Source organism: Methanoregula sp. (assembly GCF_035543475.1).
In the GTDB taxonomy this organism is placed as follows: Archaea; Halobacteriota; Methanomicrobia; order Methanomicrobiales; family Methanospirillaceae; genus Methanoregula.
Genome location: NZ_DATKKA010000004.1, coordinates 1 through 23,481, shown reverse-complemented (window position 1 = coordinate 23,481; position 23,481 = coordinate 1). Strand labels below are relative to the sequence as shown.

27 protein-coding genes and 2 tRNA genes are annotated in these 23,481 nt (G+C 59.7%); 13 read left to right on the top strand and 16 right to left on the bottom strand.

What is annotated here, in order from left to right; all coding sequences use genetic code 11:
• Window positions 1-41: 41 nt before the first annotated feature.
• The 3 genes from lysS to VMS83_RS00550 all read right to left on the bottom strand — a co-directional run bounded on the left by lysS (window position 42) and on the right by VMS83_RS00550 (window position 4,042).
• Complete coding sequence (gene lysS, locus VMS83_RS00560) at window positions 42-1,625, bottom strand: lysine--tRNA ligase (protein WP_325408811.1); 1,584 nt, start codon at window positions 1,623-1,625, stop codon at window positions 42-44.
• A 91-nt stretch (window positions 1,626-1,716) separates the two neighbouring features.
• A complete protein-coding gene (locus tag VMS83_RS00555) occupies window positions 1,717-3,063 on the bottom strand; it encodes an NAD(P)/FAD-dependent oxidoreductase (protein WP_325408809.1) in 1,347 nt (448 codons plus the stop codon).
• A 13-nt stretch (window positions 3,064-3,076) separates the two neighbouring features.
• Entirely contained in the window at window positions 3,077-4,042 is a 966-nt protein-coding gene (locus tag VMS83_RS00550) for a hypothetical protein (RefSeq protein WP_325408807.1), read from the bottom strand.
• Between the two features lie 60 nt (window positions 4,043-4,102).
• Here VMS83_RS00550 and VMS83_RS00545 point away from each other — a divergent pair, with 60 nt between their 5' ends.
• The 3 genes from VMS83_RS00545 to VMS83_RS00535 all read left to right on the top strand — a co-directional run bounded on the left by VMS83_RS00545 (window position 4,103) and on the right by VMS83_RS00535 (window position 6,946).
• Window positions 4,103-4,849 (top strand): DUF128 domain-containing protein, encoded by a 747-nt coding sequence (locus VMS83_RS00545; RefSeq protein ID WP_325408805.1) that lies wholly within the window; start codon window positions 4,103-4,105, stop codon window positions 4,847-4,849.
• Between the two features lie 88 nt (window positions 4,850-4,937).
• Complete coding sequence (locus tag VMS83_RS00540; protein ID WP_325408803.1) at window positions 4,938-6,236, top strand: S-layer protein; 1,299 nt, start codon at window positions 4,938-4,940, stop codon at window positions 6,234-6,236.
• The gene (locus VMS83_RS00535) at window positions 6,233-6,946 is read left to right on the top strand and encodes a glucose-6-phosphate isomerase family protein (RefSeq protein ID WP_325408801.1); all 714 of its coding nucleotides are present in this window, start codon (window positions 6,233-6,235) and stop codon (window positions 6,944-6,946) included. Before VMS83_RS00540 ends, VMS83_RS00535 begins: the two co-directional genes overlap by 4 nt.
• Here VMS83_RS00535 and VMS83_RS00530 read toward each other — a convergent pair.
• Genes VMS83_RS00530 through VMS83_RS00520 form a run of 3 tightly spaced genes read right to left on the bottom strand, consistent with a single transcriptional unit; the run spans window position 6,924 to window position 10,294 of the window.
• Window positions 6,924-7,670 carry an NAD+ synthase gene (locus tag VMS83_RS00530; protein ID WP_325408799.1) on the bottom strand — a complete coding sequence of 249 codons (747 nt, stop codon included), beginning with the start codon at window positions 7,668-7,670 and terminating at the stop codon, window positions 6,924-6,926. The genes VMS83_RS00535 and VMS83_RS00530 overlap by 23 nt on opposite strands.
• A 15-nt stretch (window positions 7,671-7,685) precedes the next feature.
• The gene (locus VMS83_RS00525; RefSeq protein ID WP_325408797.1) at window positions 7,686-9,386 is read right to left on the bottom strand and encodes a potassium channel family protein; all 1,701 of its coding nucleotides are present in this window, start codon (window positions 9,384-9,386) and stop codon (window positions 7,686-7,688) included.
• Window positions 9,383-10,294 carry a tRNA(Ile)-lysidine synthase gene (locus VMS83_RS00520; protein WP_325408795.1) on the bottom strand — a complete coding sequence of 304 codons (912 nt, stop codon included), beginning with the start codon at window positions 10,292-10,294 and terminating at the stop codon, window positions 9,383-9,385. Before VMS83_RS00520 ends, VMS83_RS00525 begins: the two co-directional genes overlap by 4 nt.
• 36 nt (window positions 10,295-10,330) lie before the next feature.
• Here VMS83_RS00520 and VMS83_RS00515 point away from each other — a divergent pair, with 36 nt between their 5' ends.
• The 4 genes from VMS83_RS00515 to VMS83_RS00500 all read left to right on the top strand — a co-directional run bounded on the left by VMS83_RS00515 (window position 10,331) and on the right by VMS83_RS00500 (window position 14,606).
• Window positions 10,331-11,269: a serine/threonine-protein kinase RIO2 gene (locus VMS83_RS00515; protein ID WP_414674893.1), complete on the top strand. Its 939-nt coding sequence runs from the start codon at window positions 10,331-10,333 to the stop codon at window positions 11,267-11,269.
• The gene (locus VMS83_RS00510) at window positions 11,254-13,236 is read left to right on the top strand and encodes a DUF460 domain-containing protein (RefSeq protein ID WP_325408793.1); all 1,983 of its coding nucleotides are present in this window, start codon (window positions 11,254-11,256) and stop codon (window positions 13,234-13,236) included. The genes VMS83_RS00515 and VMS83_RS00510 overlap by 16 nt, the downstream gene beginning before the upstream one ends.
• A complete protein-coding gene (gene thiL / locus VMS83_RS00505) occupies window positions 13,229-14,089 on the top strand; it encodes a thiamine-phosphate kinase (RefSeq protein WP_325408791.1) in 861 nt (286 codons plus the stop codon). The genes VMS83_RS00510 and thiL overlap by 8 nt, the downstream gene beginning before the upstream one ends.
• 67 nt (window positions 14,090-14,156) lie before the next feature.
• On the top strand, window positions 14,157-14,606 hold the full coding sequence (locus VMS83_RS00500; RefSeq protein WP_325408789.1) for a hypothetical protein: 450 nt from the start codon (window positions 14,157-14,159) through the stop codon (window positions 14,604-14,606).
• A 313-nt stretch (window positions 14,607-14,919) separates the two neighbouring features.
• Here VMS83_RS00500 and VMS83_RS00495 read toward each other — a convergent pair.
• A tRNA-Ala gene (locus VMS83_RS00495) sits at window positions 14,920-14,991 on the bottom strand.
• Window positions 14,992-15,074: 83 nt separating this feature from the next.
• Entirely contained in the window at window positions 15,075-16,226 is a 1,152-nt protein-coding gene (locus tag VMS83_RS00490) for a PEGA domain-containing protein (RefSeq protein WP_325408787.1), read from the bottom strand.
• 166 nt (window positions 16,227-16,392) lie between these two features.
• Between VMS83_RS00490 and VMS83_RS00485 the strand changes: the two genes are divergently transcribed.
• The gene (locus VMS83_RS00485; protein ID WP_325408785.1) at window positions 16,393-16,575 is read left to right on the top strand and encodes a hypothetical protein; all 183 of its coding nucleotides are present in this window, start codon (window positions 16,393-16,395) and stop codon (window positions 16,573-16,575) included.
• 29 nt (window positions 16,576-16,604) lie between these two features.
• Here VMS83_RS00485 and VMS83_RS00480 read toward each other — a convergent pair whose 3' ends face one another.
• From VMS83_RS00480 to VMS83_RS00450, 7 genes are all read right to left on the bottom strand, one after another.
• The gene (locus VMS83_RS00480) at window positions 16,605-17,030 is read right to left on the bottom strand and encodes a Rieske (2Fe-2S) protein (protein ID WP_325408783.1); all 426 of its coding nucleotides are present in this window, start codon (window positions 17,028-17,030) and stop codon (window positions 16,605-16,607) included.
• A 32-nt stretch (window positions 17,031-17,062) separates the two neighbouring features.
• Entirely contained in the window at window positions 17,063-17,761 is a 699-nt protein-coding gene (locus tag VMS83_RS00475) for a CDGSH iron-sulfur domain-containing protein (RefSeq protein WP_325408782.1), read from the bottom strand.
• A 120-nt stretch (window positions 17,762-17,881) separates the two neighbouring features.
• A tRNA-Ala gene (locus VMS83_RS00470) sits at window positions 17,882-17,953 on the bottom strand.
• Between the two features lie 91 nt (window positions 17,954-18,044).
• The gene (locus tag VMS83_RS00465; RefSeq protein WP_325408781.1) at window positions 18,045-19,049 is read right to left on the bottom strand and encodes a transcription initiation factor IIB; all 1,005 of its coding nucleotides are present in this window, start codon (window positions 19,047-19,049) and stop codon (window positions 18,045-18,047) included.
• 15 nt (window positions 19,050-19,064) lie between these two features.
• Window positions 19,065-19,343 (bottom strand): Gar1/Naf1 family protein, encoded by a 279-nt coding sequence (locus VMS83_RS00460; RefSeq protein WP_325408780.1) that lies wholly within the window; start codon window positions 19,341-19,343, stop codon window positions 19,065-19,067.
• A gap of 104 nt (window positions 19,344-19,447) precedes the next feature.
• Window positions 19,448-20,092 (bottom strand): histidinol phosphate phosphatase domain-containing protein, encoded by a 645-nt coding sequence (locus tag VMS83_RS00455; RefSeq protein ID WP_414674901.1) that lies wholly within the window; start codon window positions 20,090-20,092, stop codon window positions 19,448-19,450.
• 5 nt (window positions 20,093-20,097) lie between these two features.
• Entirely contained in the window at window positions 20,098-20,373 is a 276-nt protein-coding gene (locus VMS83_RS00450; protein ID WP_325408778.1) for a signal recognition particle subunit SRP19/SEC65 family protein, read from the bottom strand.
• A gap of 56 nt (window positions 20,374-20,429) precedes the next feature.
• Here VMS83_RS00450 and hypB point away from each other — a divergent pair, with 56 nt between their 5' ends.
• The 5 genes from hypB (at window position 20,430) to VMS83_RS00425 (ending at window position 23,195) form a co-directional block, all read left to right on the top strand.
• Window positions 20,430-21,077 carry a hydrogenase nickel incorporation protein HypB gene (hypB, locus tag VMS83_RS00445; protein ID WP_325408777.1) on the top strand — a complete coding sequence of 216 codons (648 nt, stop codon included), beginning with the start codon at window positions 20,430-20,432 and terminating at the stop codon, window positions 21,075-21,077.
• Between the two features lie 110 nt (window positions 21,078-21,187).
• On the top strand, window positions 21,188-21,565 hold the full coding sequence (locus VMS83_RS00440) for a 30S ribosomal protein S8e (RefSeq protein ID WP_325408776.1): 378 nt from the start codon (window positions 21,188-21,190) through the stop codon (window positions 21,563-21,565).
• A gap of 111 nt (window positions 21,566-21,676) precedes the next feature.
• Window positions 21,677-22,099: a hypothetical protein gene (locus VMS83_RS00435; protein WP_325408775.1), complete on the top strand. Its 423-nt coding sequence runs from the start codon at window positions 21,677-21,679 to the stop codon at window positions 22,097-22,099.
• Complete coding sequence (locus VMS83_RS00430; RefSeq protein WP_325408774.1) at window positions 22,096-22,557, top strand: DUF2240 family protein; 462 nt, start codon at window positions 22,096-22,098, stop codon at window positions 22,555-22,557. Before VMS83_RS00435 ends, VMS83_RS00430 begins: the two co-directional genes overlap by 4 nt.
• A gap of 98 nt (window positions 22,558-22,655) precedes the next feature.
• Window positions 22,656-23,195 carry a hypothetical protein gene (locus tag VMS83_RS00425; RefSeq protein WP_325408773.1) on the top strand — a complete coding sequence of 180 codons (540 nt, stop codon included), beginning with the start codon at window positions 22,656-22,658 and terminating at the stop codon, window positions 23,193-23,195.
• Between the two features lie 43 nt (window positions 23,196-23,238).
• Here VMS83_RS00425 and VMS83_RS00420 read toward each other — a convergent pair.
• A partial coding sequence (locus VMS83_RS00420; RefSeq protein ID WP_325408772.1) for an STAS domain-containing protein occupies window positions 23,239-23,481 on the bottom strand: 243 nt, incomplete at its 5' end.

Here is a 23,481-nt window from a genome sequence, read left to right as displayed (position 1 = left end):
CGGCGGTATCCTGCCGGAAAAAAAAGGGATCGGTCGGCCGGTCAGTTTTTCGGTGCCGGGTCGGCATCAGTGGATCCCTTGCCGGCTCCACCGTCCCCTTCTGCCTGGATGCTCTTCATGGACGGGAAGAGGATCACTTCTTTAATCGAGTTATTGCCGGTCAGGAGCATCACGAGCCGGTCGATCCCGATGCCCACACCGCCGGTCGGTGGCATGCCGTAGCCGAGTGCATTGATGTAATCGTAATCGATCATCTGGGCCTCGAGATCGCCCAGCAGCCTCTTCTTGTCCTGTGCTTCGAAACGCTCCTTCTGGTCGAGCGGATCGTTGAGCTCGGAGAAGCCGTTTGCGATCTCCATGCCGTAGATAAAGAGCTCAAAGCGTTCGGTAAATCCCTCTTTTTCGCGGTGGCGCTTGGCGAGCGGGGAGTTCTCGACGGGAAAATCGTAGATGAAGGTGGGCTGGACCAGTTTCTCCTCTACCATGTTCTCGAAGAAGTACACGAGGAACTCGCGTTGGGTCTGGGATTTTTCGGTCTCCTTGAGCCGGTTTTCGATTGCAAACGCCCGAAGCTCGTCTACCGAACGTGCAAAGATGTCTATCCCTGCGTATTCCTTTACTGCATCGGCCATCGAGAGCCGGCGAAGCGGTTTTGCAAAGGAGAGGGTGGTATCCTCAAAGGTGATCTCTGTCTTCCCGTGCACCTCCTGGACGAGTGTGGCAAGGAAGTCCTCGGTAAGGTCCATCATGTCGTACACGTCGTGGTACGCCCAGTAGATCTCCACCATGGTGAACTCGGGGTTGTGATGCGTATCGATGTCCTCGTTCCGGAAGTTCCGGGCGATCTCAAAGACCCGCTCAAACCCACCGACCACGAGCCGTTTCAGGTACAGCTCGGGCGCGATCCGGAGGAAGAGCTTCTGGCCCAGGCAGTTGTGGAAGGTGGTAAACGGCCGGGCATTGGCGCCTCCATACACCGGCTGGAGGATCGGTGTCTCGAACTCGAGGAAATCCCGTTCGGTCAGGTAGCGCCGGATGGAGGAGAGGATCCGGCTCCGGTTTCGGAAGCCCTGCCGGACCTCCTCGTTTGCAATCAGGTCCACGTACCGCTGCCGGTAGCGCTTCTCCACATCGGTAAGGCCGTGGAACTTCTCGGGCAGCGAACAGACCGCTTTTGCGAGGAGCTGGATTGTATCCACCCATATCGTGATCTCGCCGAGTTTTGTCCGGAAGACATGCCCGGTCACCCCGACAAAATCGCCCCGTTCGATAAACTGGTTGAAAAATTCGAACGCTTCGTCCCCGAGGTCTGCCTTCCTTATGTAGAGCTGGATCTTGCCGTTCTCGTCCCCGAGATCGGCAAAGATGGTCTTGCCGTGGTTCCGGATGATATAGAGCCGTCCTGCAGTGGCAACGCTTTCGGTACTCTTCTCGTGGGTGGCTTCAGAGTACGTTGCCCGGATCTCCGCGATCGTGTTCTTCCGGTCGAACGTGTGCGGGTAGAGGTCGATGCCTTTCTCGCGCAGTGCCCGGACTTTGTCGAGCCGGGTCTGGTCGAATGCTAGGGTCTGTGCAGGATCGGTCACGGGAATGCTCCGGGGCGGGTGGATAAACGTGTACCTCATACGTTCACCCTCCAGCGTAATAATACCTTCAGGAAAATGTTTCCACGCCGGAAGAACGGGAACCGGGACAAAAGAAAAGTGTCTTTTTGCTTTACGGGGCATTACGCTTCCGGAAAATCTCGGAAGTGTACTTGGCAATGCCGTAGATCCCGTCCGTGGACGGGTGGACCTCGAGAAATTCCTCGAAATCATGCACCGTGACCTGTCGCTGCATGAGAAACGCGAGATACCCGGCGATCGTCCCGCCGGCCGGCCCGGCAGCGCAGATGCCGGCAATCTTCCCCGTTGCCGGTTCGGCAAAGATCTTGGCAAGGCCGGTATCGCCATAGGGCACCGACCAGTAGGTTCCCGGCCCCGCCGGGCCAGGCAGGGCAAGCGACGCGATCCCCTCGCCCCCGCCGCCGCAGAAAGCCAGTTCGTGGGCGAGGTAGATTGCCTGCGGGATCCGGGAATAGTCCATGTGCCGCTCTTTTCCCAGGATGTTATCCGCAGCCACGACACCTTCGTGCCGGGCGACCGGTGTTAAAAACGGGGCTCCTGCCACGTCCCCGCAGGCATAGATGCCGGGGATGCTGGTCTGCATCCGGTCGTTCGTGAGAATTGCGCCATCAGTACCTTTCCCGATCCCTGTCACCATGCCCGAGTTAGGAATAAGACCTGCCGCGAGAAGCACGGCATCGGCCGGTATCTCCCTCTCTTCTCCCGTGCGCCGGTACCGGACGCCCGTAACCCGGTCCGTCCCGGCGATACCTTTGACTTCTGTACCCTCCTGAATATCCACGCCCGACAGCTCCTTTATCGCAACCGCCCGGAGGTGCGGGTCCAGGTTTTTCAAAAAACCGCTCCGGGCAAGCACCACGACGCTGCTCCCGAATTCCTGGAAGATATACGCAAACTCCGCTGCCATCACGCTCCCACCGATAATCGCGATCTTTCCCGGGAGCTCGCGGAGATCCCAGAGGGTGTGGGGCGTGAACACCCCCTTGAGGGATACACCGGGAATGGACGGGATATTCGGCCGGGAACCGGTGGCAATGATCGCCGCTTCACAATCGACCGGCTCATCCCCGATAAATACCTGTCTTTCGTCAACCCGGCCTGCTTTGCCGTACACTACGTTAACCCCGGCCTGCCGGGTCTCCTCGTCAAGGATCCCGGCGATCTTCTGCTGGACGGCGAGCATCTCGTCCATCACGGTACGAAAACGGAATGCGGGCAGGGTATCGATCATCCCGCGTTCGTAAAACCTGCGGGTGGTGCCTGCTATGCGGGCAACGTCATTAAGAGCACAGACCGGCATGCAGCCAAAATGGAGGCACTGCCCGCCGATCCCCCGCTCCTTTCCCCTGGGTTCGACGAGCGTGACCTTCTTTCCAGCGGAGGCCAGCCGGATCGAGGCTATCCGCCCGGCCGGGCCCCCTCCCAGAACAACGATCATACGGTGAAAATAATTAGAAGACTTCGACCCCTTCGTCCATCGGTTCGGAGAGGAGCTCGCCGGTAAACGCGTTGACCTCGACGATCTTCTTCCCCCGGATCTGCCAGACCGGGATGTAGACCTGCTTGGTCTCGACCTTGATGTTCTTGCGGTCGGGCTTGAGGGTCTTTTCCTCGTAAAAGATTGCGTCGCCCTTCTCCTGCTTGATCCTGACCTTCTGGGTGAGTCTCTCGATGAGCTCGGTCACCATCCTCTCCGATGCCTCTTCCTTGGTGATGTGAGCATCGGAGATCTCGGCGTTGCCCGGGATCTCGGACTCCTCGACCTTGGTCCCGTCCAGGTCGAGCTTGATGCCGTTGATGGCGTTGATTGCACCCCAGCCGTCAGCATCGAAGGGGATGCGCCGGTCCTTGTACACCTGTTCACCGGTGCTCGTGTAGTGGATCAGGTAATAAGGCATAAAACGGAGTTTTGCCGCACCCTGGATTCCCGCCGTCCGGATGGCTGCCTGTTCCGAGAGCTTGATCGGGAAGTGAAGGATCGAGATGCCGGAGGGCTCCTCTTCAGCAGGTGCAGCAGCCGCAGCTGCGGCAGCGGCCTTCTTTGCCTTTGCCTTGCCCGGGGTAAGATCGAGCTTGAGTTCCTGCTCCACGATATCGGCAAGCACGGCCTCCCCCGCGTACTGGACAAACTCCTCGATCCCCCACTGCGTGCAATTCTCCGTTACTACGTCCTTTTCGAGGGTAAAAAGGAGCTTCTTGCAGGTCATCTCGTGGTCGTCCACCATGAGGCTGTAGTTGGTCTTGTCGAACTGCCCGATCATCTCGGCATCGTTCGAGCAGAGCACGAGGACACACTCTCCGTCCCTGACGGCGGAAAGGTCCAATGGTTCGTCCACCTCTTCGACCTCAAATTTCGCAGCTTCAAGAATGAGCCTCATTGCATTCCTGGCTTTTTCCCGCATGTCGTGTTCCATCATATAGAGATTGCCATGGGCTTATAGAACAATTTTTCTATTGAAATCGCCGAGATCACTAGCATGACCCGGCCCCTCAAATTTGTCGATCAGAGCATTGGGGACTACGCGATGCAGGTGACCTACGATCCTGCGAAAGGAACCGGCAATGTGGTCTACAACCTCTCGCTGGTGAAAAACGAAGACTTCGAATACGCGGTCTCCATTCTCAAGGACGCCTACAAGACCGGTGTTTCGGTCAGCGGGCTGGTGCGGTTCGGGTCCTCGCAGGAAAATATTGCCGGGTATGTCGTGCCTGAAGGGTGCACGGCCATCTGCACGATCTGCAGCCTCACCTTCGACGGTCTCCTGATCCGCCGGGGTGTACCCATCAACCCGATTGGTGGCGGGGTCGTGGAAGTCGAGGACCGCTCCCCGGTCCGGTTCACCCATATCATCCTTTACGAGCATACCACCATTGACCCTCTCCAGGTGCTCATCTCCCAGCAGATTACCTCGGTAAACGATGTTATGCGCAAGGGAAGCGGTAATATCCTTGCCAATATCCGGGAGTTCCACATGGAGGCAGAACCTCTCGTGGGCCGGGTGCTCGATGAGCTTGCGGACAGCAGCTTCACCGGGATCCTTGAAGTCGGCGTGCCCAACATCCCGCTGCTGGGCGTGCCGGGAAGCCCGCAGTATGTCGCCATCGTTGCGGTAGGCGGCACCAACCCCATCGCGGCAATCCGTGAAGGCGGCCGCTGGGTCCAGACACAGGCGATGAAAGGGCTCATGAATGTCCGGGATTTCGTGGAGATCCGGGATTTTTGACGGGCATGTCCTCCTTCCTGTCCCGCCCTGCATCGCTTTATATGATTCCCGCCAAAAAAGTACCGGTAACAGCTGCACGTGATGCCCGATGAGATCTTCTCTTGTTATAGCACTCCTTGTTCTTGCCGCAGCGGTCTGCTGCATGCCCGTCCTGGGCCAGGATAAGTATCTCGGGGGCTCACCCCAGATAACGGGATACATCAACGGGACAAACGAGTTTTCTCCCGGAGAGGATACCACGATTACGGTGACGCTGATCAACAGCGGGACCGCTGAGACGATGTATATTGACCAGGGCACGCTGCCGCAGCCGGACCTGCCGACCACGGCAAAACTGGTCACGGCCGACCTCTCGTCGGGCGGAGCGCCGATCAACATCACGTCCGGCACGCAGACGCTCGGTGACATTGCGAGCCCCGGGACCGCGAGCGTGAGTTTCCCGGCCAAGATCACCGCGGACGCCACGCTGGGGTCCTACACGCTCCCGCTCACGCTGCACTACACGTATCTTTCCAACAGCCTGGCCAACCAACCTGCCAGTGACCAGGTCCAGCCCGTGTACAGCCCGGTCACGGTCACGGTCCCGCTCACCATCAAAATAAAACCGGTGGTCAAGATCGATGTGCTCGATGCCGAGGCCACGGGGCTGGCCGTGGGAACGGAAGGGTACATCAACCTGACGATCAGAAATGCCGGGTACGAGGACGGGACCAAGGCATCGGTCCAGATCCTGCAGAACGGCGACAGTGCGATCATCCCGACCGACGACAGCGTGTATATCGGCGACTTCCCCCGCAACGGCACGGTCACCTGCCTGTACAAGGTCGCGGTCTCCAGCGCCGCCCGGCAGCAGACCTACCCGGTCGATGTCGTGGTGACCTACACGGACTCTGACGGCGATATCATGACCTCGGCTGCGGATACCGTCGGTATCCCGGTGGCGGGCAAAATCACCTTTGCCGTGGTTTCGCCCCCGGCCGTGATCACCCAGGGGTCCGATACCGTAATCAACATCACCTACCAGAATACCGGGGCAGTCACCGCCAGGGCCGCCGAGGCCCGGCTCTCGACCTACAGCCCGCTGTCCAGTGCCGATTCCCTCGCGTATCTCGGTGATATTCCCCCCGGCGGTACCGCGACCGCACGGTACGCTCTCTCCGCTGATGGAAACGCGGCTCCCGGGACCTACCCTCTCGATACCGAGGTCAGGTACCGCGACCTCCTCGATAACAGCCAGGTATCCGATACCTTTACCGCCAATGTCACGATAATGGCATCCCGGGGTTCCGGGATACCCGGCGGGCAGACTGCCGTGGCCGTGACCCTCATTGTCCTGATCCTGATTGGCGCAGGGTATTACGTTTTCATCGTGAGGAAAAAGCGTTGAGCAGCTGGTGGAACGAGGCGCTTCCGGCGCCCGGCATACGGACGGTCCGGGATATGCGTGCGGTCCTCGCCCGGCCGGAATGCCCGGAGAGCGGTCCTCTCTATTACATGTACCGGGACCTCGCCCGTTCGGCAGGTGACCGGCACTGGCTTGCCGGCCACCGGCTCCGGTACGATATCACGGTCATCCCTCCTCATGACCTCTGCGGCGAGTACGTCAAGACCAAGGGGCATTACCACCCGGTGGACCCTGCAGGCACCGGCTATCCCGAATTGTACGAAGTGACGGAGGGAAAGGCGCAGTTCCTTCTCCAGTCCCGGACACTCGATGACGTAATCCTCATCTCTGCGGAGAACGGGGCCCGGGTGGTGATTCCCCCGGGCTACGGCCATATCACCATCAATCCCTCACCCGATGCCACACTCATACTTGCAAATATTGTCTCCACCGCTTTTGAGAGTGAGTACGGGGAATACGAGACCCTGCACGGGGCGGCCTACTACGTTATGAACGATGGCAGTATCGTGAAAAACCGGCATTACCCGGCAGTCCCTCCGGTCCGGCATATCTTTGCAGGAAAAGGCAGGGATGCTGCCGGCCGGGCCTGTACCGGTTCGCTCTATTCGCTCATCGGCCGCCGTGCAGCCCTTGCATTTCTTAATGAACCGGAGCAGTACCCGGATACTTTTACGGGACTGACAGGAGGTTAGGTGCAGGAAGGCGCTTGTGGGCGTTTTTTTCTGCCCGCTCCCGCACTTTTTCCTCGGCAGGCGACCCCGCCTTCCAGCCGTTTGCCTCGAGGTTCCTGAGCGCCGCATCGATCTCGGCATAGGAAAGCCCGATCTCACCCTCGTCGCTCTGGCCGGCCCAGAGGCCGGCCGAAGGTGTCTTTTCGAGGATGGCCCGGGGGATCTTCATTTCTTTTGCCATCTCGTACACGTCCGTCTTGTACAGGTGGAGGATCGGCTGGAGGTCAGCGGCATTGTCGCCGTACTTGGTGCAGTAGCCCAGCATCGCCTCGCTCCGGTTCGAGGTGCCGCAGACGAGCCGGTGGTCCCGGTTGGCATGGTAGTACAGCACGGTCATCCGGATCCGGGCCATGAGGTTCCCAAGGAGATACGGTGTCTCCACAAAGCCGGGGATGGCCCTGAACGCGGCAAGCATGGGGTCGATGTTTACCGTCCGGTGCTCCATGGTGAGCATGGCGCAGAGCTCCTGTGCATCCCGCAGGTCCTGCGGATTACTGACCGATGTGGGAAGCGAGAGGCCGAGCACCTTGTCCGGCCCGATCGCCCGGCAGCAGAAGGCCGCTGCCAGTGCCGAGTCCACACCGCCGGAAACCCCGACCACGATCCCTGAGCTTTTGCTGTTCCAGTAAGCGTACCGGATCATCTGCTCGACCTGTCCCATCCTGCACCCCAGTTCCTGAGCCATTCTGCGCCCCTCTTGTTAAAATAAGCGGATAAATTTCTTTAACTGTTCGGTATTCCCCGTCACGATCAGGGCGTCTCCCTCCATGATCTCCTCCGGGCCGGACGGTGATACCAGGATTCTCCCTTTGCCCTCGATTCCGAGCACCCGCACACCGCTCTTTGATGCAGCGGTTCCGACGTTCAGCCCGGTCGGATGCATCACGTGTTTCAGGGCAACGATCTCGCCGTTGGGAAGATCGATCAGGATGGTGATCGTCCCGGCGAGCACGATCCTCCCCACCGTCTGGCCGCCAATCCGCGGGAGCAGCGCAACGTAGTCCGCCCCGGCACGGTACAGTTTCTCCACGGCATCGGGGTCGTTTGCCCGGGCGAGGATGCGGATTCCGGGGTTCAGGTTGCGGGCCATAAGGGTGGTGAAAATATTCACATCGTCATCGTTGAGCGCGACAATGCAGAACCGGGCCTCCCCGATACGGGCCTCGTTGAGAATATCCTCGCTCTCCGCGTTTCCGACCACCTCGTTCACGTCATACTTCCGGGCATCAACGACCACGCAGGCAATGCCCGAGGCGATCATCTCGGCATATACGGCCGACCCCACGTCCCCGAACCCGGCGATGACAGCATGGCCGATCTGCTCCCGGCTCACTTCCAGTTCCTCGTGGACCACCCGGCGCACCGCGTCTGCTTTCCCGAACAAAAAGAGCGAGGTCGTGGCATCGATCACTTCAGAGGGGTCCGGCCGCGGGACAAACCGGCCTGCCTTCCACAGGAACGGCACGATGATCCCGTACTGGCCGGGAAGGTCAAGTCCCCCGAGCGTTTTTCCGGTAGCCTTGCTCTCGGGCATGACCGGGATGTGGATCAGCCGGAGATTCTTCTCCGGGAATTCACCGCCATTGATGGTGAGGCGGTCGAGCCCGGGGATGGCGGCGGCCGTATCGCCGATCGGGTTGAGGACCGCGTGCCGGGCCAGGATCCTGCCGGTGACCTGCTTTGGGGAGAGCACAAACTCTGCGCCGGCGTACCTCAGGTAGCGGTCAAAGGAGATCTTGTCAACAATGGAGATGATCCGCGCCCGGGTGATTCCCCGTATCCCAAGGATAATGCTCGCCGTTGTCCGTTCGTTCTCGCAGAGGATCACAAAGTCCGCGTTCCGGATCCACGCCTGCTCCCAGGTCTGCGGGTCATCATACTCTCCCCAGAGGACAAATGCCCGGCGCAGGTTTCTCTGGGCAAGGTCGCGTGCTGCTTTTTCGTCCTCCTCCACGATCAGGATCTCTTTATCCGAGAGCGAGAGGCTCTCGACGAGGGCCCGGGACAGTTCTCCGTTCCCGACAATCACGGTATGGTGGTGGAGCGGGTGGGGGGTCCGGCGGGACGGTCCCGAGCGGAGGACCGAGACAAGGTACGGGGTGATGAGAAGGGGGATGACCATGAAAAGCATGATCACGCCGGAAAGCATGGTGACCGTTGCAAAGAGGATCATCGCGTCCGAGTGGTAGGAGAGCAGGCTTCCCGTGGTCGTGAGGGTCTCTATCACAAAGAGCAGGGACTGGGCCCAGTCAACGGACCTCCCCTCGAATTCGGGATACAGCCCGTGAAAGGTCACGGTCAGGATCGCGATGAGCAGGGCAAAGAGCACGAAATAGATCAGGATCCGCATCTTTGCGGAGGTGTGGATGATCCTCCAGATGACATATTTTCTCGATCTCATCTCAGGTTTCTCCCGTATTTTTTACGGATGGCACAGGCAGGGCATTTCCCGGCCTCAAGCGGTTCGCCGCATACCGGGCATGGGGCTGGCGGAAATGCTGCCGCTATCCCGGCGAGGGTCCCGGCAAGATTTGCGAGTGCAAACTTTGTGGCGGGGTGACGGATGCTGTAGCTGTCAAGTGCTTCTCCCTCATCGTTTCCAGGACCACTGTTCCCGGTGCCGGGACACTGCGGCAGGAACCCCCCGGGCCCGGGCAACGGGACATGCAGTTCCGCGTACCGGAGAACTTCTGAGGCCGGGATCTCTGTAAACGGGCGGATGACCGGAATGCCGGGCCTCCCCAGGACCTGCCGGGAAAACAGGGTGTGCTCCGGTATCCCGGCAAGGAGGTCAGAAAAGAACCCCGCGGCAGTCTCATCCACGGTGGTGGCAAAGGCACAGCGGGTGACCCCCTGCTCCGCCGCGATCTCTCCGAAGAAATCTCCTGCAAGCACGCTGCAGGCAGCACCGGCCGGATCCTGCCCCTCTTCTGCCACGAGGCGGTCCATGGTGATGCCGTACCGTTCGGCAAGCGAACCGGAGAAACAGGGCACACCAAGGGAGTCTGCAATCTCCTGTGCCCTTTCCCTCACCGGGTACCCGCTGATCCCGGGGTCGATGGTGATTGCTGATATCCGAATATCACGGCGATCTCTGGTCAGGCTGGCGAGAAAAAAGAGGAGGCCGGCGCTCGCGGCGTCCCCAAAGAGCACGACCGCGATATGGTCGCCCGGGCGCAGCCAGCCATGCGATCGGATAATACGCTTGGCCTTTGCCTCCAGGTCCCGGGTAAAATGGAGCGGGCAGAGATGCTTTCCCGAATAGGGCTGGAAGACCGTGGCCTCGCGCCGGCACGCATCGCACTGCATGGATGACTGATCCTGTTCTTATCTGGAGGATAAAAGATGTTTAAGGTTGTGCTCCCGCCGGTGGTTACGCACGGAGCCCATGATTTTATAGTCTGCCACATAACCACACTGGTACCTATGGTCGTTGCCCCGGAGCAGATCCGCAGCCTGCATAAATACGAGAAGGCGATCCTTACTGCCCTCGAACGGTCCATGAAGCGGTACGAGTGGGTGCCGCTCGAGAGCCTCCAGCAGGCAACCGGTCTCTCCGAATCGGAAGTCAACTACCGGCTTTCCCGGCTCATCCGGTGGGGAATGGTCCGGTTCAACGCGGTGCCGTATGACGGCTACGCGCTCGTCTTTGGAGGGTACGACACACTCGCCCTCCTGAGCCTGGTAAAGAAGGGCGCCATCTCGGCATTAGGGGCAAAGATCGGTGAGGGAAAGGAGTCGGTGGTGCACGAGGCGCTGGGTCTAGGGCCGGTGGCGATCAAGTTCCATCGGGTGGGCCAGCGATCGTTTAACACGCCCCGGCTCAACCGGGAGTACCTTCCCGAAACCGGCAGCTGCCCGTGGCTTCTGGCCTCCCGGCTTTCGGCAGAACGCGAATATGCGGCGCTCACCACCCTCCACCCGAAAGTCTCCGTCCCTCTTCCCGTGGCCCAGAACCGGAACGCTGTCGTGATGGCGAAGATCACGGGCCCGAGCCTTGCCCGGTGCAGGCTCCCTGACCCGGCGGAAACGCTGGATACAATCCTTGAAAACGTGCGGACTGCGTACCAGCTTGGCGTGATCCACGCAGACCTCTCGGAGTTCAACATCCTCATGGAGGACGGCCGTCCCGTTATCATCGACTGGCCACAGTGGACGGAGATCTCCCACCCCAATGCCGGCGCTACCCTGGAACGGGATATTACCAATATCCTTGCCTTCTTTGTGCGGAAGTACAAACTCACGTATGACCCCGGGGAAGCCCTGCGATGCGTGACCGGCTGAGTGTATTCGGTATCGATATTGTGAAGGGATCGGTGCGCTCGCGGTCCCGCCGGCCGATGTACGCCCTTGTCCGGCTGGAGGGGAACGAGATTACCAGCGAGAGCACGGTCTCGATGTTCCGGCTCTTCCGCCTCCTCTCCGAGGAACGCCCCGATATTCTTGCCGTTGACAGCATCCAGGAGATCGCAACCGACCAGCACGAGCTCTTCTTCTTCCTCGCCTCTCTCCCGCCGCAGACAAAACTCGTCCAGGTGACGGGTGGGGAGAAGAAGGAGACGCTGGGCAAGGTCGCTGCCCGGTACAATATCAGCTTTGACCGGTTCGACCCCTTTGCCGAGGCCCGCACCTCGGCCCGGGTGGCTGCCCTCGGGGCCGGGGCCGAGGTGATCGCCTTTGAGAACGAGAGCGAAGTGGTGGTAAGCCGGCACCGCTCGCCCGGCCGGGGCGGGTGGAGCCAGAACCGGTACGTGCGGAAGATCCACGGCGCCGTCCAGCTCAAGGGGCGCGAGATCGAGATGCAGCTCGCCGCAACCGGCCTTCGGTATGAAAAAAAGGAGACCAAAGCCTTTGGCGGATGCAGCCGTGTGGCATTTACTGTCTTTGCCGCACGGGGACAGGTACCGATCTCCACGTACCGCGGGGCAGATGTCCAGGTAAGGATCAGCGGCAAAAGACTCGAGCGGATCCGGTTCCGTCCGCTCTCGGGAAAACCCCGGTACATGATCGTGGGTATCGACCCGGGTACCACAACGGCGATTGCGGCACTGGACCTGGACGGCAACCTCCTGCACCTGGAGAGTTCCCGGCAGATGAACATGTCCGGCGTGATCGAGGCCCTGTACCGCGTGGGAAAGCCGCTCGTGATCGCATCCGATGTGCAGGAGATGCCGCACTCGGTGGAGAAGATCCGGCGGGCCTTTTCGGCCGTGGCGTACACGCCAAAGCAGGATACGCCCGTCGAGACAAAGCTGGCCCTTACCTCGGGCTACCCGTACGAAAACGTCCACGAGCGCGACGCCCTTTCCGCTGCCCTTGATGCAAGCGTACAGTACCAGCACAAGTTCCGGAACCTCATCAAGAGAGTGCCTCCCGGCCACGATCTCGACGAGGTCCGGGCCCGGGTGATCCGGGGCCAGGCGCTCGACCAGGTGCTGGTGGATATGCACGCGGTAGCCCCGCCGGCGGCTCTTGCGGAGGAGGCCCCCGTAGTCTCAGCAGGGGAGGGCCGGCATGACGAGCGGGTCCGGGTGCTGGACGGGATGGTCAAGCGCCTGCGCACGTATGTTGCCGAGCTCCAGGAAGAGGTCAAGGCAAAGGAGTACGAGATCCACCGCCTCCAGGGCCGGCTCCGTGCCGTGCACGATACCCGGACCACGCAGCTTGCCAAAGATGCCGAGGTGGCAAAACGGGACGCGATCATCCAGAGTCTCAAAAAGAGGCTCCGTAAGGAGGAGCGTCACGGCCGGACGCTTGCAAAGCGGGTAGAACGGATCCGGACCTTTGCCGAGCTCTCGGTGGATGGCGAGGCGGTGCCCGTAAAGGTGCTTGATGCCCTCACCCGGGATGGACTGCGCCGGTTAGCGGACGATACCGGGGTACACGAAGGCGATATCGTATACGTGCAGCGCACGGGAGGATGGGGAAACAGCGTGTTACGGGACCTTGCCGATGCGAAGATCCGGGCCCTGATCACCCCCGGGGCCGGGGAGGGGAACGTGCAGATCGGCGCCGCGTTTCGTGAAGTCGGCATCCCGCTCCTCACCCCCTCAGAGACCGGAGTGCAGGTGAGGGGCAGGCAGGGCCTTGCTCCCAGGGACCGGATCGAGCCGGCTATCTCCCGCTGGCAGGAAGAGCAGGCGCAGTTTGTCCGCGAGAAGGAGTCCTCCCGGATCGAGCACATGTTCAAGGAGTACAAGAGCGAACGGGGTAAGGAAGTAAAGAAAGGTGGGGGCCGGAACGATGGATGACCGTGAACTCTTAAAGACCGTGATGAGGATCGTGGGTGAGGAAAACTGCCGGGACGACTGTGCTGTGCTCCCCTGCGGCGGGCAGGTGATGGTGGCCACCACCGACATGCTCCATAAGACAACCGATTTCGTGGAGGGCATGACCGACTGGCAGATCGGCTGGATGAGCGCCGCGGTCACCATCAGCGACATTGCGAGCATGGGAGCGGCGCCGAAATACCTCCTCATTGCGGTTGGCCTTGACCGTTGGGAGCAGCTCGCCGGCGTGATGCAGGGGGCAAAGGACTGCTGCACAAGATTCGGTGCCGCGATTGTCGGGGGGGACATCGACAGGCACAATGAGCTCACTGTCGTGACCACCGGCCTCGGGATTGTCGACCGCAGGGACCTTGCCCGGCGTGAAGGTGCCTGGCCCGGGGACCTCGTTTGCATTACCGGCATTCCCGGGCAGGCGCAGGCATGGCTCGACGGTTATAAGCAGTTCGAGAAGGCACTCTTCGAGCCGCAGCCCCGGGTTACTGAGGGACAGGCACTCGCCCGTGGCGGGGTTTCTGCGATGATGGACGACAGCGACGGGATCGCCCTCTCGCTCTACGATCTCATGAGCGTGAATACGTGCGGTTTTGCCATCGAGTCAGCACTCGTGCCCCGGCCGGCTGGTGTCCCGGAACCGCAGGCACGTGAGCTCGCGCTGTATGGCGGTGGGGACTACGAGCTGATCTTCACGATCTCCCCGGACCGGTACCCGGTCCCAGGAGTCCCCTGCACGGTTATCGGGAAGGTCACTGAGGAAAGGTCCGTGCTCGTGGATGGCAAGCCCATGGAGAAACGCGGGTACCAGCACCGGTGGTGACGTCCCCGCCGCAGTTTGCTTAAATACAAACAATAAAAAATAGTGGATAAAGGAGCCGTCGCCCGTTATGGAAACGCTGGAGAACAAGCTGGACCGCCTATCGGCCGAGCAACGCCGGGAAGTGGAGGACTTTGTCGACTTTTTGATCCAGCGGGTGGAGGGGATCCGGGTGACCGTGCAGCTGCCTTCCCACGATCAGCCTCCTGCAAAGTCTATTGCCCCTCCGCTCATCACCCCGGATCCCGCACCGGCAGAGGATCCGGCTGTTCCTCTGCCCCGCGAGGAAGTTATAGCGGCTGCACCGGAGCCGGTGCATGAGGCCGAAGCCCCGGTTGCAATCCACGAGATCGAGACTGACGACGGGCTTCTCGACTACGGGAAGTTCGAGAAGGCCCCGGCCCCGGCATCCCCGTTCCCTCCGTCCCCTGCGGATGCAGCAGTGCAGAAGGTCAAGAGAAAGCTGATCCAGAAAAGCGAACAGGCATCAAAGAACCAGCTCCTCGACTGGATCGACTGATTTTTTTTTAATTCATACCTAACGGCTTTGTAGAAATTATCAATTGGTGTTGAATGCTCTTGGGGGTTTTCCCCCTGCCGCGTGGGCATCCCCCGGTTGCGATAATCCCGTATTCCCTGCATTCCGGGCAGCTCCTGGTACTGGTAATACCGCTCCATCGCATACGCCCCCGCCCCCACGGGATCAGGGCTGGCGTAAGGGGGGCAGCATTATTATTAAAGAAGGGATTTCTCCAGAGCAAAAAACGAAAAATTCCCCGTTATACCTATTGCATTCCAAGCAAAATGCTTGGTGAAAAAACGACAAAATCCGATGGACTCGACGGGATTCGAACCCGTGGCCTTCACGTTGCAAACGTGACGATCTACCCCTGATCTACGAGCCCGCGTGTGCGGCATATACTTTTTCCGCCGATTCCATATAGTTGTTACTGATCGGCATGAAAAACAAAGCGTTCCCGGTGTTCTCCTAGGAACGCTTGTGATACAGGGAGTGCAGGGTGGCGATCGCACCGATGATTGCGGCGACACTCCCCAGCAGCGCCGCAATGACGGAGGTGCTCGTCCAGAATGATGCGGTTTCGGTCGGGACCGGCGTTACCGTGGCCACGGGTGTCATCTCAGTCCTGTTGTGTTCTGCCAGAGATCCGGAGACCGCAACCGTACTTCCTCCGGTTACATCGACCGTGGACTCATAGTCGGCGTACCCGTTCATCGCCAGCCGGATCGCGTGGGTGCCGGGGGATATCCCGCTCAGGTTCACCGGGGTGATCCCTTCATAGGCGTTATCGATATAGACTCCAGCCGCGCCGGGCGAAGAGGAGACAAAGAGGTTTCCAAAGGCCGGGAGTGTCACGGTTGTGGCAGGCAGGGTGGTGACATTTGTTACCGGAAGGGTAGTTGCAGGTACAATGGAGGTCGTTGTGGCAGCGGCCGGTGCACCGCTCCGCAGCGCCAGGAGCCGGGTAATCAGGCGTTCGTTGATCAGGTCAGCATCGGTGCCGGAGAGGTAAGCCTGCTCTGCGGGAGCCAGCCACGTGACCACGTACCCGTTGCCGTACGGTAAAAAGGCGAGTGCCGGATCGCCGTTTTCAAAGGAGAGCAGGGTCGTGGCACCCGGACGCGTCACATAGGATTCCCGGGATGAGACAATGGTGGTATTGGGGTATTGTGCCGGGAGTCCTGCAAAAATGTCACCCGAGAGTGTGGCGTTCGGGTTGCTGATGACAAGAGCCGCGCTTCCCGGGGCCATGCCTGCGGACTGCACCGGCAGGATGTCAGCAAACCGGGCAAGATCGTCACCGCTCAGTACGAGGATCTTTCCGGCCGCGGTTGCATTCGAAAGGGCAGCCTCGGTATTCCCGGAGAACCCTGCATCCCCGCCCAGGATAATCACGTCCGTGGTGGCATTGGTAAAGCAGGGGAGGTTTCCGTCCAGCTCCGGGCCGGCCACGCCGGGGAGCGAACAGGCCACAGAAAAGGTATCCTGGTGGAGGCTGGTGTTCAGTCCCGCGGTACTTCCATATACAGCTACCGTGATCGCAGATCCCGGCATCACGAGGAGCAGGGTGGCACACAACACCGCTGCACACGCGGCCGCGGTGGAGGAACATGCTGGCATGATTATAGATCTCCTTCCGGGATCATGATTTATCGGTTTCCGTGTTGATGCTTTCGCACCGGGCCGGTATTTTGCCGGTTCGTATCGTTTTATGATGGCCCGGGCCTAAGATCTGATCAGGTCCGGGGCGATCGTTCAGATTCTCCCCGGAGACAGTGGAGATACCATGGTAAAGCTGATCATCGAACCCAAGAAGGCAAAGGACGGCCAGATCGATTACGTTGTGACGTACCACGATGTGAAGACCGACAACCAGTTTACCGTCACGACCACCAATAACCTTGACGAGGCCGTGCAGCGGCTCAGGGAGACGCTGGAAAACGAGGTCAAGGTTCTCACCGCGAAATAAGATCAAAAATAATTTTTGTTTCCCGGGCCTTAATGGGCGCCATTAAGGTCGACCAGGATATCGCTGCCCTCTCGTTTCACTTCGTAGACTGGCAGATCGTGCGTCCTGATCAGGCGCTGCTCTTCTGCGATGCCGGCAAACATCTCTCCCACCGCTTTCCTTATGCTCTCGGGGCACCCGGCAAACTTCTCCGTAATCCCTTCGAGTTCAAGGACCGGCCCGGACATCAGTTTCCCGGTGGTTATGTCAAACTGGGAGGCATGCATGGGGCAGGTAACGATCGTGCCCATCAGGGAGCCGCGGGACATCCGGGCATTCTCGTGGCCGCACCGGTCCCCGACAGCATAGAACGCTCCCTCGACATTCGCGATGCAGATCTCTGTTTCTCCCACCTCCACATGTTTCAGGGTCCCGGGAGCAATTTCCCCTGCTTTTGCAACTGTGACAAAACTCATGGCCTCTTTTCACCCCGTTGAGAATATTTTCATCAATGCTGTATGTGGCTCCCGTCACAGAACGGCTTGTTTTCGGATCTCCCGCACCGGCAGAGGGTGAGCCGGTTCCGGATACGGTAGGGTTTCCCGTCGGCCGATACCACGGGAATGCCGCCCCGTACCCAGAGCGGGCCATGCTCACCCCGGGGCGGGTATTCGATGATCACGATCGATCGCTCCAGGTCCGGCTCAAGGGCTTTTCCCGTTTCCGCATCTCGTATCACGAGCCGTCCCGAGGGACAGTTGCAGGCTTCCTCGATCGCGGTCTCTTTTGCCTCCGGGATATCCGAGTTTTCGGTGAGGTTCCAGACCCCCCCGGCCCGCATGCAGAACCGGGCATGGACGCAGAGGTTTTCGTAGTCAAGCAGCTCAAGTTCGGGCCCTGTTATGATCCGCGGGTGCCGGAGATATGGCTCGCTTCCTGCGGTTTCGGTGCCGACAAAGCCTATCTTCGCATGCGTCCCGTCGCAGAACGGCTTGTGCTGCGAATGGCCGCACCGGCAGAGGGCGTAGGTCTCCTGCACGGGAAAACGCTCCACCTCCCGCCATGTACGGCAGTAGCCCTCGTCATCATTGCAGATCTCCATCCGGATGAGCGGGATGCCCCCGGTAACTATATAGGGACCGTTCTTTGTAACGGTGATCTTCATCTCGTTTTTCTGTTCCGGAGCTGTTTTTTTCTGGTCGGTCATGGCTGGTCAGGAATGCAGATGCTCATAGTACCGGGAGTTGCTGCATCTCTTTAGCTTTGTTATGCCGGCCGTCCCCTTCGTATCGGCAGCCTCCTTGGGGAAGCGTCTTTTAAAACAGGATGGACCCGGCGGGATTTGAACCCGCGGCCTCTACGTTGCGAACGTAGCGATCTACCCCTGATCTACGAGCCCGCACATGGATTTGTGCCTTGTATGTTTTGAGCCGCCGGAATATAGTTTTTGGCGTCCCATTGGATTTTTTTAGGGCAGTAAAAAATTGTTTTTAGAGAATAATCTCGATGTCGAGCTTCTCTGCGAGTTCCTTGTACCGGTTCCGGATGGTGACTTCGGTGACTCCTGCCACTTCGGCCACTTCACGCTGGGTGCGCCTCTCGCCGCCAAGGATGGAAGAGATGTAGATGGCTGCTGCCGCGACACCGGTCGGGCCCCTGCCGCTCGTGAGCTCGCGTTCGCCGGCCTGGCGCAGGATCTCGACTGCCCGGCTCTGGACCTCGCCTTTTAAGGTGAGACCGGAGCAGAACCGGGGCACGTAGTCGATAGGGGAGGTCGGGAGGAGCTTGAGGCCCAGTTCCCGGGAGATGAACCGGTAGGTCCTGCCGATCTCTTTTCTCGAGACACGGGACACTTCTGCAATCTCATCGAGTGTCCGCGGGACACTGCACTGCCGGCATGCTGCATACAGTGCTGCAGCAGCAACGCCTTCAATGCTCCGGCCGCGGATCAGGTTCTTGTCCACAGCGTCACGGTACACCACGGCTGCGGTCTCACGGACGTTTCTGGGGAGGCCAAGGGCCGAGGCCATGCGGTCGAGCTCGGAGAGTGCGAACGCAAGGTTTCTTTCCGTTGCATTGCTGACACGGATCCGGCGCTGCCACTTGCGGAGACGGTAGAGCTGGGCCCGGTTCTTGGAGGAGATGGCCCGGCCATAGCTGTCCCGGTTGCGCCAGTCGATCATCGTGGAGAGACCCTTGTCGTGGATCGTAAAGGTCATCGGGGCGCCGACACGTGAGCGTTTCATCCGCTGGTCGTGGTCGAACGCACGCCACTCGGGGCCACGGTCGATGAAGTCGTCATCGATCACAAGGCCGCAACTCTGGCAGACCAGCTCGGCACGCTCGTAATCGTGAACCAGCTGCCTGCTGCCACACTCCGGGCAGACCGTTTCGGTATGGTTTTCTGCTTTTTTCTCCTGCTCTTTGACTTTTATACGCGATTTAAGTGCTTCTCTCTCAGTCTGGAGAAGCTTGAGTTTCTCAACTTCCTGCATCCGGCATCACCAATCTTATCGTGCTTTTGACCTGAACGGTCCTCTCCGGGCCTCCGCTTGGGTGCGGGGTTCCCGTGCGAAGAGTTTCTCGCCCGGCGTTACACTGCATGGACCGTGGCACAGGACAAGGGCATAGGGTGATTTCACGTTCCCGAAGAGGTCCATGATCTTTCCCACCGGCTGTGTCCTGCGGTCCGTCACTTCGCTGTACAACCCCGGGAGTTGGGCGGCATCGCACTGGATGATGAGCATTCTGCTTCCGTAGGTGCTCATCGCTCGTCCAACAACTTTCACGGAAACGACCTCGGGGGGTATACAAAGTACTAAAGTAATTTAGTAATCTATATATGTGAGACCTTTTAGTATTTAAGCGTTCTGTGAAAGTATAAATAGAAAAATCAGGAACGGAGGAACCGCTCGATATTTAAAGAGATAATGCTGGCGACTTCGTCCCCGGTCAGCCCTGCTCCTACCGCTACGTTCTCTTTTGCGGTCCGGTCCAGCAGGTCGTGCGGGGCGTGCGCGTCCGAGTCCACCACGAGCTGGCACGAAACCTCGCGGGCCATCCGTACCACGTGGCCGTTTGTGCGGTTGTGCCCGCCCCGGGAGGTGATCTCGAGCGCAATCCCGTTCTCCTGTGCCAGCTTCGCGTCCTCGCGGGTGACAAGACCCGGGTGGGCGAGCACGTTCACCTCAGCGCAGGCGCAGGCAGCGTGATTGGTGCCGGGCGCCACCGGCTCAACCGTGGTCTCACCGTGCACCACCACGATATCTGCCCCTGCATCCCGGGCCTGCCGGGCCACCACAGCGATCTGGGCCGGAGGCACGTGCGTGATCTCGACCCCGCACAGGAGCCGGACACCAAAAAGCCTGGCCGATTCCCTGACGCCAAGGAGAGTCTCCACGACAGGGACCACGTTTGAGGTATCCACGTGGTCGGTGATGGCAACCGTGGTATATCCGATAACGGCCATGCGGCGTACGAGCTCTGACGGGAGCATTTCGCCATCGGAGAGGATCGTGTGGGTGTGGAGATCATACATGCCCTTCACTTCCGCACCTCCATGGCCCGGGCAACTTTCTTGATGAGTGCTTCTTTCCTGCCGGTCCACGTGGCAATAACCCTGCCCTCGTGCCGGGCCCAGTGGGCCGGGTGGTGTTGCTCCTGAGCCTCGAAGGGTATGCCAAGGCGCTTCAAGGCCCGCTCGATATCGCTGGCACTGGGCCCCTTTGCGCCGAGTGAACGGGGGACCCGCCGGCCCTCTTCCCGGGAGAGGGCCGCGTTGAAGTAGCAGGGATACAGGATGCGCTCGCCTTTGTCCATTGCATATAAAGTAGGGGGGTCAAGATATAAACACTGTCCGCTCAAAACCTTAAGGTATGCACCATATCGACGTCAGGATGGAGAAAGATGTATACGACGTCAACAACTCGATAGCCGATGAGAACGCACGACACCTCAAAGCCCACGGGATCCGGGCCTTCGACCTGCTCGGGGCGATTGGTTCGGGAAAGACGGCCCTCATCGAGCGGCTTGTCCCGCTCTTAAAGCAGCGGGGACTCCGGGCCGGCGCCATCGCCGGCGATGTGTACGGTGACGACGATTTTCAGCGGATCGTAGCGCAGGGTATCCCGGCCTACAACGCAAACACGGGCAAGGAATGTCATCTCGACGCCCACCTGGTCGAGCACGCGATCGACCACCTCCCGCTGGACCAGATCGATATCCTCTTTATCGAGAACGTAGGGAACATGGTCTGCCCGACCGACTTCCGGCTTGGGGCAGAGAAGCGGATCGTGATCGTGAGCTCGACCGAAGGGGACGATGTGGTCAACAAGCACCCGATGATGTTCCGGGACTGCACGATCGGCGTGATCAACAAGGTGGATCTTGCCCCGCTCGTAGGTGCAAACCTCGCCCGGATGGAGTCCGACATCCACCGGTACAACCCGAAGATGCCGGTCTTTAAGACCAACATGAAGACCGGGGAGAATGTGGCGCAGCTTCTCGACGCAATCCTCGGGTGATCCGGTCCGGCAGTTGGGAAATAGTATAAATAACTCCGGAGGGAATATATAGAGCACCATTCCGGGACGATCCAAAAATTCCGGAAAAAAGATCATACAGGAGTAACACTATGCTCTGGCAGGGAGAATCCATACGGAAAGTCACCGGCGGCAGACGCCGGCCGGCACAGGGAAAGCGGAGATTCGAGATCGGGCTTGCACCCGCAGACACCCATATCGGTGAGAACCGGGCAAAGCAGGTCCGGGTTATGGGCGGGAACACCAAGGTCCGGTCCATGCGTGCGCAGTTCGCGAACGTGACCAAGATCTCCAACGGTGAGACCAAGAAAGTGAAGATCGAGAACGTTGAAGAGAACGGGGCAAACCCGAACTACGTCCGGCGGAACCTGCTCACCAAGGGCGCAATCATCCGGACCGAGATCGGACGTGCCCGGATTATGAGCCGCCCCGGCCAGGACGGCATCATCAACGCGGTGTTACTCGAATAAACCGGGGGATCGTCCCCGCTTTTTTTCGCACCCGGTCAGTCCCGTGCGGCCTAGTATTTCACCAGCGTGCAGCAATTGTTTTTTTAGGTTCTGCTGTCCCATAGTGTAACCATGCGAAGGATCTATTATCGTTATCCCCAGCGGGTGGATCTCTCGTTTGCCCTGGGGATGACCTTTCCGGAAACCCTGCGGTACGTATCAGAACTGAACGGGCAGGAGTCCACCAAGACCACGGGAAAGGAGCTCGTCCGGGTCAGGGTGAAGGTGGAGATCGCGACCAACCGTGCGGAGTTTGGCGATCTCACTCCCGATGTCCTGCGTCCCGGTGTGATTACCGAGGCAGCCGATCTTAAGATCTCGGTCCTTGCCCTTGCCCTCCGCGGGAGCGGTAAGGTCCCGGTGGCCAACGATGTTTTCTATGTCCGGCTCACCGACCGGGGCTCCTGCACGGATATCGACATCGCCCGGGAGAACGCCGTTGAAGGACTCGATGCCCTCGATATGAAAAATATCCTTCTGGGTAAACCGAATTGACGCTCCGGGTCACGGTCGCCGCACCGTTCAGGCACACGCGAAAGAACGCCCTGCGCAGGAACGAGCTCGTGTACTATTACGCGCTCGACCGCAAGTGGATGAGTACCGACCAGGCTGCCGTGTTGTTAAGGCGGGCCGAGGAGGCAGGACTGGTTCGGCAGGAGAACGGTGTCTATACAATCCTTTTTGATGCGGCCACCGAGACCATCCCCATCGGTTTTCGCCCGGGCTCAGCGGTGTTCGAGGCAAGCGATCCGGCACAGGAGCTGATCGGCAGGATCATGAAGGCCCGGAATATCCCGGAAACGGACGTGGTCGCCGAGATGAACAAAGTGATCCGGGAACAGTTTGGCGGGAACCTGCTCCCCCCGGCAGCGCTCGTGCTCCTCGCAAAAAGGTATGCCGTTCCCTACGAGGACCTCTGTGAAGCCCTCATCGCTGCAGTGAAAAAAACATAAACGTGCGGCTGCATGCCCTTCTTTTCCGAAATATATCATCTCGTTTTCGCAGGTTTTCCCCGGAAAACCCATATAATCCTATGATTATACAATTTATTATGCAGGCACGAATACACGGGGGCCGGCCCCGGCACCCCGCCGGGATCCCGTGGCTCTTTGTTGCCACGATCATCGGTATCGTGGTGGTTCTCGGGGCCGCGGTCCTCTATTTCTCCGGGACCGGCAGCCAGGCACCCGCCACGCACTCCTCGTCTGACATGATCCCGGCGCATGTAACGACCGGCACCACCCCGGCTACCTCCGGCTCATCTGCGGGGGCCACCCCCACGTCCACATTTGTCGTTGTCCCGACCACGGCAGCGGCGGTCCCGGCAAGCGGCGTCTCCATCAGCGTCAGCTACATCGGCGGTTTCAACGGTACGTATACCACGGGCGGCGTGACCACGCCGGTCACCGGATCAGGCTCCCAGATCTACCCGGTGGCGGGGGCAAGCGGGAGCCTGACGGCCACCTTCCAGAAGATGGACAATACCGGCACCCATGCAATCACCGTGACCATCTACGAAAACGGGAAATCGCTTGCCACCGACAGCACAAGTGCGGGCTACGGCAAGGTCACGGTCACGGCAAACGTGTGATATCGGAAACCTTGCCCTTTTTTGCGGGGCCCCCCAAATACGGTCAGAGCCGGGCCACAGTCTTGAGCGCAGTCTCTTCGTCCGGGTAGATCGCGACAAGCTGCATAAAGCCGGTCATGGAAAAGATATGGTTTGCAAATTTTGTGAGCGCAAAGACCCCGAAGTGGACGCCGGAGAGTTTTGCCGCTTTTGCTACTGCAAGGATGACCCTGAGTCCTGAGCTCGATATATATTCTGCACCGGACATGTCGCAGAGCAGGGCTTTTGGTTTGAGGGCGATATAGTC